Annotated in this window: 12 protein-coding genes; 8 read left to right on the forward strand and 4 right to left on the reverse strand. The window is 66.1% G+C overall.

The window, feature by feature from the left end:
- Positions 1–30: 30 nt before the first annotated feature.
- Entirely contained in the window at positions 31–1,230 is a 1,200-nt protein-coding gene (locus JVX91_RS12690) for a CaiB/BaiF CoA-transferase family protein (protein ID WP_205339549.1), read from the reverse strand.
- Positions 1,231–1,488: 258 nt separating this feature from the next.
- Between JVX91_RS12690 and JVX91_RS12695 the strand changes: the two genes are divergently transcribed.
- From JVX91_RS12695 to JVX91_RS12730, 8 genes are all read left to right on the forward strand, one after another.
- The gene (locus JVX91_RS12695) at positions 1,489–2,667 is read left to right on the forward strand and encodes a GGDEF domain-containing protein (RefSeq protein WP_205339550.1); all 1,179 of its coding nucleotides are present in this window, start codon (positions 1,489–1,491) and stop codon (positions 2,665–2,667) included.
- A 61-nt stretch (positions 2,668–2,728) separates the two neighbouring features.
- A complete protein-coding gene (locus JVX91_RS12700; RefSeq protein ID WP_045209899.1) occupies positions 2,729–3,268 on the forward strand; it encodes a YaeQ family protein in 540 nt (179 codons plus the stop codon).
- Between the two features lie 67 nt (positions 3,269–3,335).
- Complete coding sequence (recJ, locus tag JVX91_RS12705) at positions 3,336–5,051, forward strand: single-stranded-DNA-specific exonuclease RecJ (protein WP_205339551.1); 1,716 nt, start codon at positions 3,336–3,338, stop codon at positions 5,049–5,051.
- A 204-nt stretch (positions 5,052–5,255) separates the two neighbouring features.
- Entirely contained in the window at positions 5,256–5,999 is a 744-nt protein-coding gene (gene hutC, locus JVX91_RS12710; RefSeq protein ID WP_205339552.1) for a histidine utilization repressor, read from the forward strand.
- 398 nt (positions 6,000–6,397) lie between these two features.
- Positions 6,398–8,071: a urocanate hydratase gene (gene hutU, locus JVX91_RS12715; protein WP_205339553.1), complete on the forward strand. Its 1,674-nt coding sequence runs from the start codon at positions 6,398–6,400 to the stop codon at positions 8,069–8,071.
- Positions 8,072–8,081: 10 nt separating this feature from the next.
- Positions 8,082–9,254, forward strand: a complete 1,173-nt coding sequence (locus tag JVX91_RS12720) for a CaiB/BaiF CoA-transferase family protein (RefSeq protein ID WP_205339554.1) — start codon at positions 8,082–8,084, stop codon at positions 9,252–9,254.
- Entirely contained in the window at positions 9,251–10,396 is a 1,146-nt protein-coding gene (locus JVX91_RS12725; protein ID WP_205339555.1) for an acyl-CoA dehydrogenase family protein, read from the forward strand. The genes JVX91_RS12720 and JVX91_RS12725 overlap by 4 nt, the downstream gene beginning before the upstream one ends.
- 251 nt (positions 10,397–10,647) lie before the next feature.
- The gene (locus tag JVX91_RS12730) at positions 10,648–12,060 is read left to right on the forward strand and encodes a cytosine permease (protein ID WP_205339556.1); all 1,413 of its coding nucleotides are present in this window, start codon (positions 10,648–10,650) and stop codon (positions 12,058–12,060) included.
- 45 nt (positions 12,061–12,105) lie between these two features.
- Here the strand turns inward: JVX91_RS12730 and JVX91_RS12735 are convergent, their stop codons facing one another.
- From JVX91_RS12735 to JVX91_RS12745, 3 genes are all read right to left on the reverse strand, one after another.
- On the reverse strand, positions 12,106–14,511 hold the full coding sequence (locus JVX91_RS12735) for a TonB-dependent siderophore receptor (RefSeq protein ID WP_205339557.1): 2,406 nt from the start codon (positions 14,509–14,511) through the stop codon (positions 12,106–12,108).
- Positions 14,512–14,632: 121 nt separating this feature from the next.
- The gene (locus JVX91_RS12740) at positions 14,633–15,592 is read right to left on the reverse strand and encodes a FecR domain-containing protein (protein WP_240201735.1); all 960 of its coding nucleotides are present in this window, start codon (positions 15,590–15,592) and stop codon (positions 14,633–14,635) included.
- Positions 15,589–16,122: a sigma-70 family RNA polymerase sigma factor gene (locus JVX91_RS12745; protein ID WP_205339558.1), complete on the reverse strand. Its 534-nt coding sequence runs from the start codon at positions 16,120–16,122 to the stop codon at positions 15,589–15,591. The genes JVX91_RS12740 and JVX91_RS12745 overlap by 4 nt, the downstream gene beginning before the upstream one ends.
- Positions 16,123–16,150 lie beyond the last annotated feature (28 nt).

Consider the following 16,150-nt stretch of genomic DNA (forward strand, 5'->3'; position numbering starts at 1 on the left):
AGAAGCTCCGCTCCTACGAAGAGCGAACGCTCAGACCGCGCCGTCCTTGCGCAGCGCGGCGATAGCAGTCGCGTCGTAACCCAGCCCGCTCAGCACCTCATCCGTATGCTCACCCAGCTTGGGCCCGATCCACTCTGCACTGCCGGGCGTGTCGGAGAGCTTGGGAACGATACCGGGCATGCGAAAGGATTTGCCGTCCGGCAGCTTGGCGGAGAGGAACATCTCCCGTGCCAGGAATTGCGGGTCGCTGAACATGTCCTCGGCGGAGAAGATGCGGCTGGCCGGCACCTCGGCTTCGTTGAGCACCTTGAGCACGGTATCCAGCGATTCGGACCTGGCCCAGCGATTGATGATGCCGTAGAGCTCATCGCGGCGGGCATCGCGGCCGTCGTTGCTGGCGAGCGTCGGGTCTTCGGCGAGGTCCAGGCGGCCGATGGCGGTCATGAAGCGGCGGAAGATGGCGTCGCCGTTGGCGGCGATCTGCACATGCTTGCCGTCGGCCGTGGTGTGCACGGAGGAGGGCGTGATGCCGGGCATGATGTTGCCGGTGCGCTCGCGGATGAAGCCGAACACGTCGAACTCCGGGACCATCGACTCCATCATGGCGAACACCGCTTCGTAGAGCGCCACGTCAACGACCTGTCCTGCGCCGCCGTTCACTTCACGGTGGCGCAGCGCCATGAGCGCGCCGATCACGCCCCACAGCGCGGCAATGGAGTCGCCGATGGAGATGCCGGTGCGCACCGGCGGGCGGTCCTCGAAGCCGGTGATGTAGCGCAGCCCGCCCATGGACTCGCCCACCGCGCCGAAGCCCGGCTGGTCCTTGTACGGGCCGCTCTGGCCGAAGCCGGAAAGGCGCACCATCACCAGCTTCGGGTTCAGCGCGTGGATCACGTCCCAGCCCAGGCCGAGTTTCTCCAGCACGCCTGGGCGGAAGTTCTCGATCAGGATATCGGCCTCGGCCAGCAGCTTCTTCAGCACCTCGCGACCGGCCTCGTGCTTGAGGTTAAGGGTCAGCGAACGCTTGTTGCGCGCCTGCACGAACCACCACAGCGAGGTGCCCTCGTAGAGCTTGCGCCACTTGCGCAGCGGATCGCCGCCATCGGGCGACTCGACCTTGATCACCTCGGCGCCGAATTCCGCGCACAGGCGCGAGGCGAAGGGGCCGGCGATCAGGGTGCCGAGTTCGATGACCTTGAGGCCGGCGAGGGGTTTGGCGGTGCTGTTCATCGGTGGGTCCGAGCAAAGAAGAGTGGCGGGACTCTAACCCGTGTGCGCGGCTTCGAACAGGCCGCCGGGCAGGCGTCCGGTATCAGCGCTTTGCGACGGCCTTGTGCGCGCGTAGAGTAGCCTCATTCAGATGCTTCCTACTTAATCTCGCCCGATTTCGGGCAGGTACACTGTGATGCGTTCGTCTTCCTGCAAACAGCCCGATGATCTGGCGGCATTCCCTGGAGAATGTGCGCCGACGGGTGGCGAGGGGGCTGCATGACGTTGCACCTGCCAACGCTGGTAGTTGTCGACCTGTATGTCCTGACCCTGGTGGGTGTGCTGATGGCGTTCGCCTGGCACAGCGGTCGTCGCGAGTCGACGCTGGGGTACATGAGTGCGGCGCTGTTGCTGGGCGCCATCGGAACATTCGTCGCGACGCTGCGCGGATTCGGCATGGATGTGGTGCCGATCCTGCTGGGGAACGTGATCCTGCACCTCTGCTCGGCGATGACCTGGACCTCCATGCGTGTCTTCACCGGACGCAAGCCGCACTGGCCGCTGATCGGTGCCGGCGCGGCGTTCTGGGCGCTGCTCTGCCTGGTTCCACCCTTCTACGAATCCCTGGTGGCGCGCATCGCCGTCAGTACCAGCATCACCGTCATCTATTGCATCGCGGCGATCAGCGAGCTGTGGCGCAGCCGCCAGAAACTGGAGGTGGAACTGCGGCCAACGCTGGCGCTGCTGCTGTTCCACACCGTCGTCTATGTGGTGCGCCTGGTGGTCGACCGCGGCATGCCGTTCGAGAGCGTGGCCAACAACGGCCAAGGCTCGACCTTCTTCACCTTCCTGGTCTTCGAGACCATGCTGTTCGCCATCGGCATCGCCTTCGCTACCCTGGCGATGGTCAAGGAACGCGCCGAGCTGCAGTTCCGCAGCGCCGCCCTCAGCGATCCGCTGACCGGCGTGGGCAACCGCCGCGCCTTCATGGAAACCGGCGAACGCCTGCTGCGGCTGTGCGCCGATCGCGGGGAACAGGCCTCGCTGCTGCTCTGCGACCTGGACAATTTCAAGCGCCTCAACGACTCCTTCGGCCATCCCGCCGGCGACCGCGTGTTGGTGGAATTCAGCCGCATCACCGCCTCGCGGATGCGCAAGCACGACCAGTTCGCCCGCATCGGTGGGGAAGAGTTCGCCTGCCTGCTGGTGGGTGCCGATACTGAGGGCGCCTGCCAGGTGGCGGAGCGCGTGCGCCGCGAGTTCGCCGAGTTGCCGTTCATGGCCGAGGGCCAGCTGAGCGTGAGCATCGGCATCGCCACCAGCCGCGAGGCAGGCCACGACCTGTTGCGCCTGCTGTCGTTGGCCGACCAGGCGCTCTACGCCGCCAAGGCCAAGGGCCGCAACCGCATCGAACTGGCCGCGCCGGAGCCGGGAACCGACCGACGTCCGCGGAGTTAGTCAGCCGCGCCCGTGCTTTCGCGGTAGACTTGCCGCCTTCGAAAATTCGCCGGGAACGCCCATGGCCCTGTCCGCCACGCCCTACAAAGCCGATATCAGCCTGACCGACCTCGACCGTGGGGTCTACGAGACCCTGCGCTTCACCGTCGCCCGCCATCCCTCGGAAACCGAGGAGCGCCTGGCGGTGCGCCTGCTGGCCTACGTCATCTGGTACAACGAGCAGCTGGCTTTCGGCCGTGGCCTGTCGGACGTGGAAGAGCCCTCGCTGTGGGAAAAGAGCCTGGACGACCGCGTGCTGCACTGGATCGAAGTCGGCCAGCCGGATGCCGACCGCCTGACCTGGTGCTCGCGCCGCTGCGAGAAGCTGACCCTGGTGGCCTACGGCAACCTGCGCGTGTGGACCACCAAGGTGCTCGACAGCGTGCGCCACCTGAAGAACCTCAACGTCGTCGCCATGCCCCAGGAAGCGCTGGAAGAAATCTCCCGCGACCTGCCGCGCTCGATCAACTGGACCGTGATGATCAGCGAAGGGACCATCTTCGTCACCGACGAGCGCGGCCAGCACGAGCTGCAAGTGGAATGGCTGATGGGCGAGCGTTAATCGCCAGCTTTACCCGCTGTAACCAGGGCGCCGGGATCGGCGCCTGAATGAATCGACTGGAACACCCATGCGCATCGAATCCCGCCCCCTCCCGCAAACCCTGCCCAACCTGGGCGACCTGCCGCCGCTGCTGACCCGCCTCTACGCCGCCCGTGGCGTGCAGAGTGCGGAGGAGCTGGACAAGGGCCTGGCGCGGCTGATCCCGTACCAGCAGCTCAAGGGTGTGGACGCGGCGGTGGAACTGCTGGTCGATGCGCTGGAAAAGGGCCAGCGGATTCTCTACGTCGGCGACTTCGACGCCGACGGCGCCACCGCCAGCAGCGTCGGTGTGCTGGCGCTGCGCATGCTCGGCGCGGCCTGGGTCGATTACCTGGTGCCCAATCGCTTCGAGTACGGCTACGGCCTGACCCCGGAAATCGTCGCCGTGGCGCTGGAGAAGCGCCCGGAACTGCTGGTGACCGTGGACAACGGCATCTCCAGCATCGACGGCGTCGCCGCCGCCAAGGCCGCCGGCCTGCGCGTGCTGGTCACTGACCACCACCTGCCGGGGCCGGAACTGCCCGCCGCCGACGCCATCGTCAACCCGAACCAGCCCGGCTGCGACTTCCCCAGCAAAGCCATGGCTGGTGTCGGCGTGATCTTCTACGTGATGCTCGCCTTGCGCGCCCGCCTGCGTGAGCGCGGCTGGTTTGCCGCACGCGGCATTGCCGAGCCGAACCTCGCCGAATTGCTCGACCTGGTGTCCCTGGGCAGCGTCGCCGACGTGGTGCCGCTGGACGCCAACAACCGCATCCTGGTGCACCAGGGCCTCGCGCGAATCCGTGCTGGCCGTGCGCGTCCGGGCCTGCGCGCGCTGCTGGAAGTGGCCGGGCGCGATTGCCGGCGGATCACATCCACGGACCTCGGCTTCATCCTCGGTCCGCGGCTGAACGCCGCCGGGCGCCTGGACGACATGTCCCTGGGCATCGAGCTGCTGCTCTGCGAAGACGAAGGCGTCGCCCGCGACATGGCGGTGCAGCTCGACCAGCTCAACCAGGACCGCAAGGCCATCGAGCAGGGCATGCAGCGCGAGGCGCTGGCCCAACTCAAGGAACTGCCGGTGGAGGAGATGCCCTTCGGCCTGTGCCTGTTCGACCCCGAATGGCACCAGGGCGTGATCGGCATCCTCGCCTCGCGCCTGAAGGAGCGTTACCACCGCCCGACCATCGCCTTCGCCGATGCCGGCGACGGTACGCTCAAGGGCTCGGCGCGTTCGGTGCCGGGCTTCCATATCCGCGATGCGCTGGACGCCGTGGCCGCACGCCATCCGGGTCTGATCAGCAAGTTCGGCGGCCACGCGATGGCGGCCGGCCTGTCGCTGCCGCAGGAAAACTTCGGCGCCTTCGCCGCCGGTTTTGACTTCGAGGTGCGCCGCCAGCTGGAGGAGGACGACCTGACCGGGCGCCTGCTCTCCGACGGCCAGCTCAGCGCCGAGGAATTCCACCTGGAACTGGCCCGCGCCCTGCGCCAGGCCGGGCCCTGGGGCCAGCATTTCCCCGAGCCGCTATTCCACGGCATTTTCCAGATCGTCCAGCAGCGCGTCGTCGGCGAGCGCCACCTGAAGCTGGTGCTCAAGACCGAGTGCGGCTCGCTGCAGCTGGACGCCATCGCCTTCAACATCGACCGCGACATCTGGCCCAACCCCACCGTGCGCTGGGCGGAAGTGGCCTACAAGCTGGACGTCAACGAATTCCGCGGCAATGAAACCGTGCAGCTGATGGTGGCGCATATCGCGCCGCGCTGATCACGAGTACGGTGTTTCGTCGACTGTAGGGCGAATAACCTGGAACAGGTTATCCGCCGGCCCCATCGCGGCGGATAACGCTGACGCGTTATGCGCCCTACCAAAGCCGCTCACCGGTGCCCGTGGTTCGGCGGCGCGTAGGCGGCAGGCCCGGCGGCGGGTAAACTGGCGGCTAGCCCGCCATCCGCCGATTCAGGAGCTGCCGTGTCCCAAGATCATTCTTCCCTGGCCGCATTCGCGCTGGAAACTCCGGCGCCCCTGTATGCGCGGGTCAAGGAAATCATCCTGCAGCAGATCCGCAACGGCGTCTGGAAACCCAACTCCAAGTTGCCTTCGGAGAGCGAGCTGTTCGCCCTGCTTGGCGTGAGCCGGATGACCATCAACCGCGCGTTGCGCGAGCTGACCATCGAAGGCGTGCTGGTGCGCCTGCAGGGCGTGGGGACCTTCGTCGCCGAACAGAAGGGCCACGCGGCGCTCTTCGAGATCCACAACATCGCCGAGGAGATCGCCGCACGCGGACATGAACACCGCTGCGAAGTGGTGCTACTGGAGCCGCTGGCCGAGGGTGCGACCCTGGCGATGCCGTTCGAGCTGGAAAACGTCCAGCGCATCTTTCACTCCATCGTCGTGCACTACGAGAACGAAGTGCCGGTGCAGTTGGAGGAACGCTTCGTCAACGCCGAGGTGGCGCCGGAGTACCTGCAGCAGGACTTCACCCGCATCACGCCCTACGCCTACCTGATCCAACTGGCGCCGCTGACCGAGGGTGAACATGTGGTCGAGGCGATCAACGCCGAAGCGGCCGACTGCAAGCTGCTGCGCATCAAGCGGGGTGATGCTTGCCTGCTGATCCGTCGCCGCACCTGGTCGGCGAAGGGGCAGGTGGGTGCCGCGCGACTGGTCTATCCGGGGTCGCGCTATCGCCTCGAAGGTCGTTTCGGGCAGTAATCGGCTGTCACCCGACGGGGCGAAAAGTCCGCCCCCGCTGTCTCCTTTGGTGCACCGTTTTGTTACCTCTGTGCACCGCGCTGTTACTTTTCCTCCTTCCTTTCCCGAAGCCTTCTCTCGCTGCCACCCGTGGCGAGGGGCGTCGCCTGTCTGTGCATAAGATTTCTATCCATTTGAAATAAAAAGACATTCTCATCGCGGAAATGAGCTCCTAGCGCACCGCCAGCTTATTTGGCCCTTGCTTTGCATTAGCTTGTATATACAGGTTGATATAAGGTTTTACACATATCAGGTGACAGTAGATGAGTACGGCAGTGCCCGTTGCCCTCTATTCACCCGTTTCCGCCCCGCCGGACTGCCTTCCAGCGTGGCGCCACCCCTGCATCGAGGAAGTCCAGATGAGCTCCACCGGCCGTTACCGTGATACCGAAATCCGTGCCCCGCGCGGCACCCAACTGAACGCCAAGAGCTGGCTGACCGAAGCGCCGCTGCGCATGCTGATGAACAACCTCGACCCGGAAGTCGCCGAGAACCCCAAGGAGCTGGTGGTGTACGGCGGCATCGGTCGCGCCGCGCGTAACTGGGAGTGCTACGACAAGATCGTCGCCACCCTGAAGGAACTGAATGAAGACGAAACCCTGCTGGTGCAGTCCGGCAAGCCGGTCGGCGTTTTCAAGACCCACGCCAACGCCCCGCGCGTGCTGATCGCCAACTCCAACCTGGTGCCGCACTGGGCCAACTGGGAGCACTTCAACGAACTCGACGCCAAGGGCCTGGCCATGTACGGCCAGATGACCGCCGGCTCCTGGATCTACATCGGCAGCCAGGGCATCGTCCAGGGCACCTACGAAACCTTCGTCGAAGCCGGTCGCCAGCATTACGACGGCAACCTGAAAGGCAAGTGGGTGCTCACCGCCGGCCTCGGCGGCATGGGCGGCGCCCAGCCGCTGGCCGCGACCCTGGCCGGTGCCTGCTCGCTGAACATCGAATGCCAGCAGAGCCGCATCGACTTCCGCCTCGCCAGCCGCTACGTCGACGAGCAGGCCAAGGACCTCGACGACGCCCTGGCGCGCCTCGCGAAGTACACCGCCGAAGGCAAGGCCATCTCCATCGCCCTGCTGGGCAACGCCGCGGAAATCCTCCCGGAACTGATCAAGCGCGGCGTGCGCCCGGACATGGTCACCGACCAGACCTCCGCCCACGACCCGCTCAATGGTTACCTGCCGGCCGGCTGGACCTGGGAGCAGTACCGCGACCGCGCGCAGACCGACCCGGCCGCCGTGGTCAAGGCCGCCAAGCAATCCATGGCTGTGCACGTCAACGCCATGCTGGAGTTCCAGAAGCAGGGCGTGCCGACCTTCGACTACGGCAACAACATCCGCCAGATGGCCAAGGAAGAGGGTGTCACTAACGCCTTCGACTTCCCCGGCTTCGTCCCGGCCTACATCCGCCCGCTGTTCTGCCGTGGCGTCGGTCCGTTCCGCTGGGCCGCGCTGTCCGGCGACGCCGAGGACATCTACAAGACCGACGCCAAGGTCAAGGAACTGATCGCCGACGACGCCCACCTGCACAACTGGCTGGACATGGCGCGCGAGCGCATCAGCTTCCAGGGCCTGCCGGCGCGCATCTGCTGGGTCGGCCTGGGCCAGCGCGCCAAGCTCGGCCTCGCATTCAACGAGATGGTCCGCAGCGGCGAGCTGAAAGCGCCGATCGTGATCGGCCGTGACCACCTCGACTCCGGCTCGGTGGCAAGCCCCAACCGCGAGACCGAAGCCATGCGCGACGGCTCCGACGCCGTGTCCGACTGGCCGCTGCTCAACGCCCTGCTGAACACCGCCAGCGGCGCCACCTGGGTCTCACTGCACCACGGCGGCGGCGTGGGCATGGGCTTCTCCCAGCACTCGGGGATGGTGATCGTCTGCGACGGCACCGACGAGGCGGCGGCGCGCATCGCCCGCGTGCTGACCAACGACCCAGGCACCGGCGTGATGCGCCATGCCGATGCGGGTTACCAGATCGCGATTGATTGCGCCAGGGAGCAGGGCCTGAACCTGCCGATGATCACCGGCTGAGGAATCGAGCATGAGCAATGTGACTGAACTGCCCACGCCGCAGCCGCTGAATGGCGTGCGTGTACTGGACCTGAGCCGCGTGCTGGCTGGCCCGCACTGCACCGCGATGCTCGCCGATCTCGGTGCGGAAGTGATCAAGTTCGAAGTGCCGGGGCACGGCGACGACAGCCGCCACCTCGGCCCGTTCAAGGACGGCGAAAGCGTCTATTTCGGCTTGATCAACCGCGGCAAACGCAGCGTCGAGCTGGACTTCAAGTCGCCGGAAGACCTGCAACGTTTCTATGACCTGGTGGCGGACGCCGATGTGGTGGTGGAGAACTTCCGCCCCGGCGTCACCCAGCGCCTGGGCATCGATTTCGACAGCCTCAGGCAGCACAACCCGAAGCTGATCTACGCGAGCATTTCCGGTTTCGGCCAGAACGGCCCGCTGTCGCGCCGCCCGGCCTACGACATCGTCGCCCAGGCGATGTCCGGGCTGATGAGCGTCAGCGGATTCCCCGAGACGGGTCCGACCCGCAGCGGCGAAGCCCTTGGTGACCTGTGCGCCGGCGTCTATGCGGCCTGGGCGATCAGCAGCGCATTGTTCGCCCGCGAGCACCAGGGCAGCAGTGCGCAATATATCGACGTGGCGATGTTCGACGTGCTGGTCAGCCTGCAGATGACCGGCCTGTCGAACCTGTTCGCCCACGGCAAGGCGCCGGGCCTGGTCGGCAACCGCCATCCGGTGTCGACGCCGTTCGACACCTACCGCGCCGCCGACGGCCTGGTGGTGATCGCGGTGGCCAGCGACAAGCTGTTCCGGCGCTTCTGCGAAAGCATCGGCCGCGGCGAACTGGCCGACGATCCGCGCTTTGCCGACGACCCCTCGCGCACCCGCAACGAGCAGGCACTGCGCGCCGAGATCGAGGCCTGGACCGGTCAGCGCAGCGTCGAACAGGCCTGCGACCTGCTGCTGGATGCCGGCGTGCCGGCCTCGCCGGTGTGGAACCTCGCCGAGGCCACCGGCAGCGAACAGGCGCAGGTGCGCCAACTGCTGGTGCAACCGGCCGACGACCAGCCGCCACTGGTGCCGCAACCGGTCTACTTCAACGGGCGCAAGCCCCACGCCGCGACGCGCGCTCCCCGCTTGGGCGAAGCCAACGCCGCGTTCGGCCTCACGAATAAAGCAGGAGCTGTGCAATGAACTTCGACATCGACGCCACCGAACTGGCCATCGTCGACTCCGCCGAGCGGGTCTGCCGCGACGTGCTGGCCGCCAACGCCCAGCGCTATGACGAAGAGGAATCCTTCTGCGCCGAAAGCCTGCAGGCCCTCGGCGAGCTGGGCTTCATGGGCATCAACCTGCCGGAAACCTATGGCGGCTTCGGCATCGGCAGCCTGGCCATGAGCCGCGTAGTCGAGGCGGTGTCGGCGGCCTGCGCCTCCACCGCGTCAGCGTTGACCGCACACTTCCTCGCCACCGATTCGATCCTCATCGGCGGCACCGAGGAGCAGCGCCAGGAATGGCTGCCGCGCTGCGCCAGCGGCGAGCTGCTCGGCGCCTTCGGCCTGACCGAGCCGGCGGCCGGCTCCAACCCGGCGGACATGCGCACCCGCGCCGTGCGCGAGACCGGCGGCTGGCGGATTCGCGGCAGCAAGCACTACATCACCAATGCCCGCGAAGCCGATTTCATCGTGCTCTATGCCAAGACCGACCCGGAGGCCGGCGCCCGTGGCATCAGCGCCTTCCTGATTCCCAAGGGCACCGCCGGCGTCACCTTCGCCAACCCGGAAAAGACCATGGGCCTGCGCGGCAGCACCATCTACGAGCTGGCGCTGGACTGCTGGCTGCCGGCGGATGCGCTGCTGGGCGAGGAAAACCAGGGCTTCCGCACCGCCATGGAAGTGCTGGATCGCGGCCGCGTGGAAGTCGCCGCCATGTCGCTGGGCATCGCCCGCGCCGCCATGGAGTACGCCTTGAAGTGGGTGGATGAGCGGCAGATCGGCACCAAGCCGCTGTCGGCCTACCAGGGCACCCAGTGGCGCATCGCCGATATGCACGCGCAGTTCCAGGCCGCGCGCCTGCTCACCCAGCAGGCCGCCGCGCGGCGTGACAGCGGCGAGCGCTTCAGCCTCGAATCGGCGACCGCCAAATTGTTCGCCGCCGAGGCCTGCGGCTTCATCACCGACGCCGCGCTGCAACTGCACGGCGGCTACGGCTACATCCGCGACCTGCCGCTGGAGCGCTTCGTGCGCGACGCCCGGATCCTGCGGATCTTCGAGGGAACCTCCGAGGTGCAGAAGATCATCATCTCCCGCGCCGTGCTGGATGCCGCCCGCCATTGACGGCAGGTACGGGGCGGCCTCCGCTGCCGCCCCGGTGAATCAGGAAACGCTGTGCACAAAACCTGTCCACGATCTGCTGCGCGTCGGCCGTAGGGCGTTGGAAAGCGCCCTCAGATGCTCAATTACAGCTCGTAAACTCCGCTCTTCGGGTGCTTTCCGCCTACTACGGCTCTAGCTCGCGAGGTCGTGAACAGGCTCCATAACAACAACAGCGCGGCTGGGCGAACGTCCGGCGGCGAGGAGAAAGCTTCATGGCTGGTAAGTCCCTGATCGAAACCCGCTCCATCGATTACATTCCCCAGGCTGAACGGCACGGCCGCCTGTTCAGCCAGTTCACCCTGTGGTTCGGCTGCAACCTGCAGATCACCGCCATCGTCACCGGCGCGCTGGCGGTGGTGCTTGGCGGCGACGTGTTCTGGTCGCTGATCGGCCTGCTCATCGGGCAGATATTCGGCGGCGTGGTGATGGCGTTGCACGGCGCCCAGGGGCCCAAGCTCGGCCTGCCGCAGATGATCTCCAGCCGTGTGCAGTTCGGCGTGTTCGGCGCGGTGATCCCGCTGGTGCTGGTCTGCGTGATGTACGTCGGTTTCAACGCCACCGGCACGGTGCTGGCGGGCCAGGCCATCGGCCAGTTGGCCCATGTCAGCGACACCGTCGGCATCCTGGTGTTCGCGGCGGTGATCGTCGCGGTGACGGTCTGCGGCTACCGGGTGATCCATTGGCTCGGCAAGGCCGCCAGCGTGCTGGGCATCGTCGCCTTCGCCTACCTGTTCGTGCGCCTGCTGTCGGTCAACGACATCGGTGTGCTGCTGGAGAATCGCCACTTCGCCTGGAACACCTTCCTGCTCGCGGTTTCCCTGGCGGCGTCCTGGCAGATCGCCTTCGGGCCCTACGTGGCAGACTACTCGCGCTACCTGCCCAGCGAAACCTCGTCGCCGAAGACGTTCTTCGCGGTGGGCCTGGGCTCGGTGCTCGGCTCGCAGACGTCCATGGTCCTCGGGGTGTTCGCCGCGGCGCTGGCCGGTAAGGAGTTCTCCGGGCAGCCGGTGGCTTACGTGGTGGGCCTGGGCGCCAGCGGCATGATGGCGTCCGCACTGTTCTTCAGCGTGGCCTTCGGCAAGGTCACCATCGCCACCTTGAATGCCTACGGCAGCTTCATGTGCATCGCCACCATCATCAGCGGCTTCCGTGGCCAGTTGAAGGTCACGCACCTGCAGCGTCTGCTGTTCGTGCTGGTGATCGTCGGCCTGTCCACCGGCCTGGCGCTGGCCGGGCAGCATTCCTTCCTGGCCGCGTTCAAGTCGTTCCTGCTGTTCCTGCTGGCGTTCTTCACGCCGTGGAGCGCGATCAACCTGGTGGATTACTACTGCATCACCCGCGAGCGCTATGACATCCCCGCGCTGTCCGATCCCGACGGCCGCTACGGTCGCTGGAACTGGACCGGCATCGGCGTCTACTGCTTCGGCGTGCTGGTGCAGATGCCCTTCATCGACAGCGGTTTCTACACCGGTCCGTTGGTGGAGAGGCTCGGTGGCGTGGATATCTCCTGGCTGATCGGCCTGTTGTTACCAGCGCTGGCCTACTACCTGTTGGCGCGCAACAGCCAGGGCCATGTGCCCGACCGGCTGATCCTGCCGCAGGGTGGCGAGTCGACGGCGATCTGAGTCATCGCTGACCGGCCCGACGCGCCAGGCGCCGGGCCGGGTGCTTCAGAAGTCGTACTTGACGCTGGTCATCAGGTTGCGCGGTGCGCCGTAGACACCGTAGGTGCTCACGCTGGTGTAGTACTCGCGGTCGAATACGTTGTTCAGGTTCGCCGCCACCGATAGCTGGGGGGTGAGCTGGTAGCGCGCCATCAGGTTGGCCACGTAGTAGCTGTCCTGGGTGTGGTAGCCCAGGTCAGCGCCGGTCTTGCTCTGCCAGTTGAAACCGCCGCCGAGGGTCAGCTTGTCCCACTCGCCGGGCATGCGGTAACTGGTGAAGGTTTTCAGGCTGTGGCGCGGCAGGTCGGTGACGATGCGCTCGTCGTCCTTATCGGTGGTCACGCTGTAGGCATAGCCACTGGTGAGCTGCCAGCCTTCGGCCAGTTCGCCGTTGAGCTCAAGCTCCACGCCCTTGGTGGTGGCGCCTTGCGCGGCGCTGTAGGCGACGCCGTCCCAGATCGCCAGGTTGTCCTGCTCAGTCTTGAACAGGGCCAGGCTGGAAGTCAGGCGACCCTCGGCGAAGGCGGCCTTGATGCCGGCCTCGTAGCTGGTGCCTTCTTCGGGGTCGAGCGGTTGGTTGTTGCGGTCGCGGACCCAGGAACCTTGCGGGTTGAAGATCTTGGTGTAGCTGGCGTACAGCGACCAGATGTCATCCAGCGCGTAGGTGATGCCGGTGTAGGGGATGAACACGCCGCTCTCGCGCTCCTTGTTCTTGCTATCGGCGCCGTCGTACGGATGGCTTTCCTGCGTGCGCTTCCAGTCCACAACGCGACCGCCGAGGATCAGGCTGGCGGCATCGCTCAGGTGGAAGCGCGAAGTCAGGTAGGCGGCGTACTGGTTCTCGCGGCTGTCGGACTCGCCGTACTTGCTGAAGGTCGGCTTGGCTGCCGAGCCATTCCAGTCGCGGATATTCGGGATCGAGCCATCGTAGCCGTCGTACAGCCAGCCGCCGTAGTCGGGAGTGTCCAGTTCGCGGATCTGCGACAGGGTCATGCCGCCGATCAGCTCGTGTTCGGCGCCGAACAGCGAGAACGGTCCGGTGAGGTAGAGGTCGAGGTTGTCCTGCTGCGGCGCGGACTTCCAGCGTACCGGCAGGATCGACAGCCCCGCGCCGCTGGCCTGGTCGGCGCTGCCGGTCATGTAGGTGACCACGCCGTCGTAGCGGTACTCGGTATGGCTCAGCTCGGCCTTGCCGCTCCAGTCGTTGTCGAAGTGGTGCTCGACCGAGGCGAACACATTCTCCAGCTCGTTGTTGTAGTAGCTCCAGTCCGGCGCCGAGTTGTCCGAGCGCTTCACGTCCAGCCGCTGGCCGTTGCCGTACTGCAGCGGGAAGCCGCTGCGCATCGGTGTGTTGACGTCTTCCTTGAGGTAGCTGAAGCCGACGGTCAGCAGGGTGGCGTCGGACAGGTCGAATTCGCTGATGCCGTAGATCAGCCCGGATTGCCGGTCATAACGGTCGATCCAGGCGCGCTGGGTCTTGTAGTCCATCACCAGGCGGCCACGGGCGTTGCCCTGGTCGTTGAGCGGCCCGGAGACATCCACGCCGGTGCCGTAGCGATCCCAGCTGCCGGCTTCCCCGGTGAGGCTGACTTGCGGCTCGAGGGTCGGTCGCTTGCGGATCAGGTTGATGGTCGCCGAGGGATTGCCCATGCCGCTGGTCAGGCCGGTGGCACCGCGCACGACTTCCACGCGATCGTACATGGCGGTGCTTTGCAGGTGATTGCCGAGCAGCGAGGAGGTCGGCACGCCGTCGGTTTCAAAGTTGTTGATCAGGAAGCCGCGCGACCAGAAACCCTCGGTGTCGGCGCCCAGTCCGCTGCGAACCACGGTGATGCCGGCGGTGGCTTCCAGCGCGTCGCTCAGACGGTCGAGTTTCTGGTCGTCGAGGCGTTGGCGGGTCAGCACGGTGACCGATTGCGGGGTCTCGGAGGGCGTCAGGTTGAGGCGGGTCGAACTGCTCGACGAATAGGTGGTGTACGAGCCGCTGCCCTCGGTAGTGGAGCCCGGCGCCTTGCCGGAAATGGTCACGGCGGACATTTCCATCGGGCTGTCCGGTGCCAGGCGCAACTCGTAGTGCCCTTCGGCGGCCTGGATGGCTTGCACGCCAGTGTCTTCCAGTAGCAGTTCGAGCGCCCGGTCCGGGCTGAAGCGGCCGTGTAGCGCGTTGCTCCGCTTGCCCTGGGTGAGTGTGCTGTCGGCCGCCAGGTAGATGCCACTCTGCGCAGCGAACTGGTTCAATTGCTGGGCCATGGGGCCGGCGGCAATGTTGTAGTCGCGTACGCCCGCCTGGCCCTGCTCGGTGGCCACGGCTGGTGGAGTGGTAACGGCAAGGCAGGTGCCCAGTGCCAGGGAAACGCACAGCGCCAGCTGGCGCAGGGGAACGGGGGAATGGCAGGTCTTGGCGGGTGACATGGAAATTCCTTTGGTGTTTTTGCGCGCGACAAAGCGCTGTTGTCACCCACTGATTCGAACGAGCGGAAAAAACCGGAAGCGCAAACGCGAATTATTTTCAAAAAATGACGGAGGGCGATTTCTACGGACGTGGCTCGATGCTTACCCACCAGGGCAGCGTGCGCTGGATGCGCACCGGCAGGATGCTCGCGAGCATGTCCAGGGCACGGTCGCTGTCGTGCAGGGGGAAGCTGCCCATGACCCGCAGCCTGGCTACTTCCGGGCTGACGCCCAGATACCCGCGGCGATAGGGAATCAGCTCGGCGATGAATTCGCTCAGCGACAGGTCGTTGGCCAGCAGAACGCCCCGGCTCCACGCCTCACGGGCGGGATCAACCGCTTGCAGCGCACCAATGTGCTGGCCGTCGAAGCTCGTCTGCTGGCCGGCCGGCACGACCTTTCTCTGGCCGGACAGGGCGATTTCCACCGCGCCTTCGAAGACCGCCAGGCGCGTGGCGGCTTCCTGTTGCGTGACGCTGAAGCGCGTGCCCAGCGCCTGCAGGCGACCTTGTGCGGTTTCGACGAAGAAGGGCCGGCGATCCTTGGCGGTATCGATGAGGATTTCCCCGCTGCGCAGCAGCAGACGGCGGGAGTCACCGCTGAAATCCACGTCCAGCGCGCTGTCGCCACCGAGCCAGCAATGGCTGTCGTCGGCCAGGCGGAATTCGCGGATTTCCCCGCTGCCGCTTTGGTAGTCGGCGCTCCAGCTAGCCCACTGCTCGCGCAACGCGCCGTGGCGCCAGCCGACGAGGCCGAGCAGCGTGCCGCCGGAGAGCACGGCCAGCGTCTGCAACGTGCGGCGCCGTGACAGGGTGCGCGCCGAGCGCAGTGTCTGCGCGGCCAGTTGGTTGTCATCGAGCAGCGGCTGAAAGCGTTGGCCGATGCGCTCGACGTAACCCCAGGCCTGGCGGTTCTGCGTGCTCTGCGCGTGCCACTGCTGCCAGCGGGCGTGCAACTGGCGATCCTCGGGATGGGCATTGAGCTGGGCGAACCACTGCGCCGCCTGCTCCAGCGTCGCATGGTCGGGACGCGTTGCGCTCAAGGCTGCAGCGCCTCGTCCAGTTCCATCTCCAGCAACAGGCACTGGTACATGGCCTGCGCCATGTATTTGCAGACGGTTCGTTCGGATACGCCCAGTCGCTCACCTATTTCGCGGTAGCCCAGGCCTTCGAGCTGAGACAGCAGGAAGGCCTCGGCGACGCGCTCGGGCAGGCGCGCGAGCATGCCGTGGATCTGTTCCAGGGTCTCGAAGATGATCGCCCGCTGTTCTTCCGAGGGCAGGAATGTATCCGGCCGGCAGGCGAGGGTGTCCAGCCAGGCCTGTTCCAGTTGGCGACGGCGCCAGAAGTCCACGCAGGCGTTGCGCGAGATGGCCAGCAGGTAGGCGCGCACGTGGCTGTCACTGTCGAACTGGCGGCGCTGCGACAGCAGCCGCAGGAACACATCGTGCGCCAGGTCTGCCGCGTCGCAGGCGTTGCCGAGCTTGCGCGCCAGCCAGTTGCGGACCAGACCGTGGTGCTGGCGATAGTACTGCTGCACCTGGAGTTGGTAGGCCAGGTCTGGCGTGAACATGAACGGGACTGCTCCGCGAATAAAATGA

It is taken from the genome of Pseudomonas sp. PDNC002 (assembly GCF_016919445.1).
In the GTDB taxonomy this organism is placed as follows: domain Bacteria; phylum Pseudomonadota; class Gammaproteobacteria; order Pseudomonadales; family Pseudomonadaceae; genus Pseudomonas.

Coding starts and splice junctions, on each gene's coding strand:
- JVX91_RS12690 (WP_205339549.1), bottom strand. CDS start 1,230: ATGAACAGCACCGCCAAACCCCTCGCCGGCCTCAAGGTCATCGAACTC.
- JVX91_RS12695 (WP_205339550.1), top strand. CDS start 1,489: ATGACGTTGCACCTGCCAACGCTGGTAGTTGTCGACCTGTATGTCCTG.
- JVX91_RS12700 (WP_045209899.1), top strand. CDS start 2,729: ATGGCCCTGTCCGCCACGCCCTACAAAGCCGATATCAGCCTGACCGAC.
- recJ (WP_205339551.1), top strand. CDS start 3,336: ATGCGCATCGAATCCCGCCCCCTCCCGCAAACCCTGCCCAACCTGGGC.
- hutU (WP_205339553.1), top strand. CDS start 6,398: ATGAGCTCCACCGGCCGTTACCGTGATACCGAAATCCGTGCCCCGCGC.
- JVX91_RS12720 (WP_205339554.1), top strand. CDS start 8,082: ATGAGCAATGTGACTGAACTGCCCACGCCGCAGCCGCTGAATGGCGTG.
- JVX91_RS12725 (WP_205339555.1), top strand. CDS start 9,251: ATGAACTTCGACATCGACGCCACCGAACTGGCCATCGTCGACTCCGCC.
- JVX91_RS12730 (WP_205339556.1), top strand. CDS start 10,648: ATGGCTGGTAAGTCCCTGATCGAAACCCGCTCCATCGATTACATTCCC.
- JVX91_RS12735 (WP_205339557.1), bottom strand. CDS start 14,511: ATGTCACCCGCCAAGACCTGCCATTCCCCCGTTCCCCTGCGCCAGCTG.
- JVX91_RS12745 (WP_205339558.1), bottom strand. CDS start 16,122: ATGTTCACGCCAGACCTGGCCTACCAACTCCAGGTGCAGCAGTACTAT.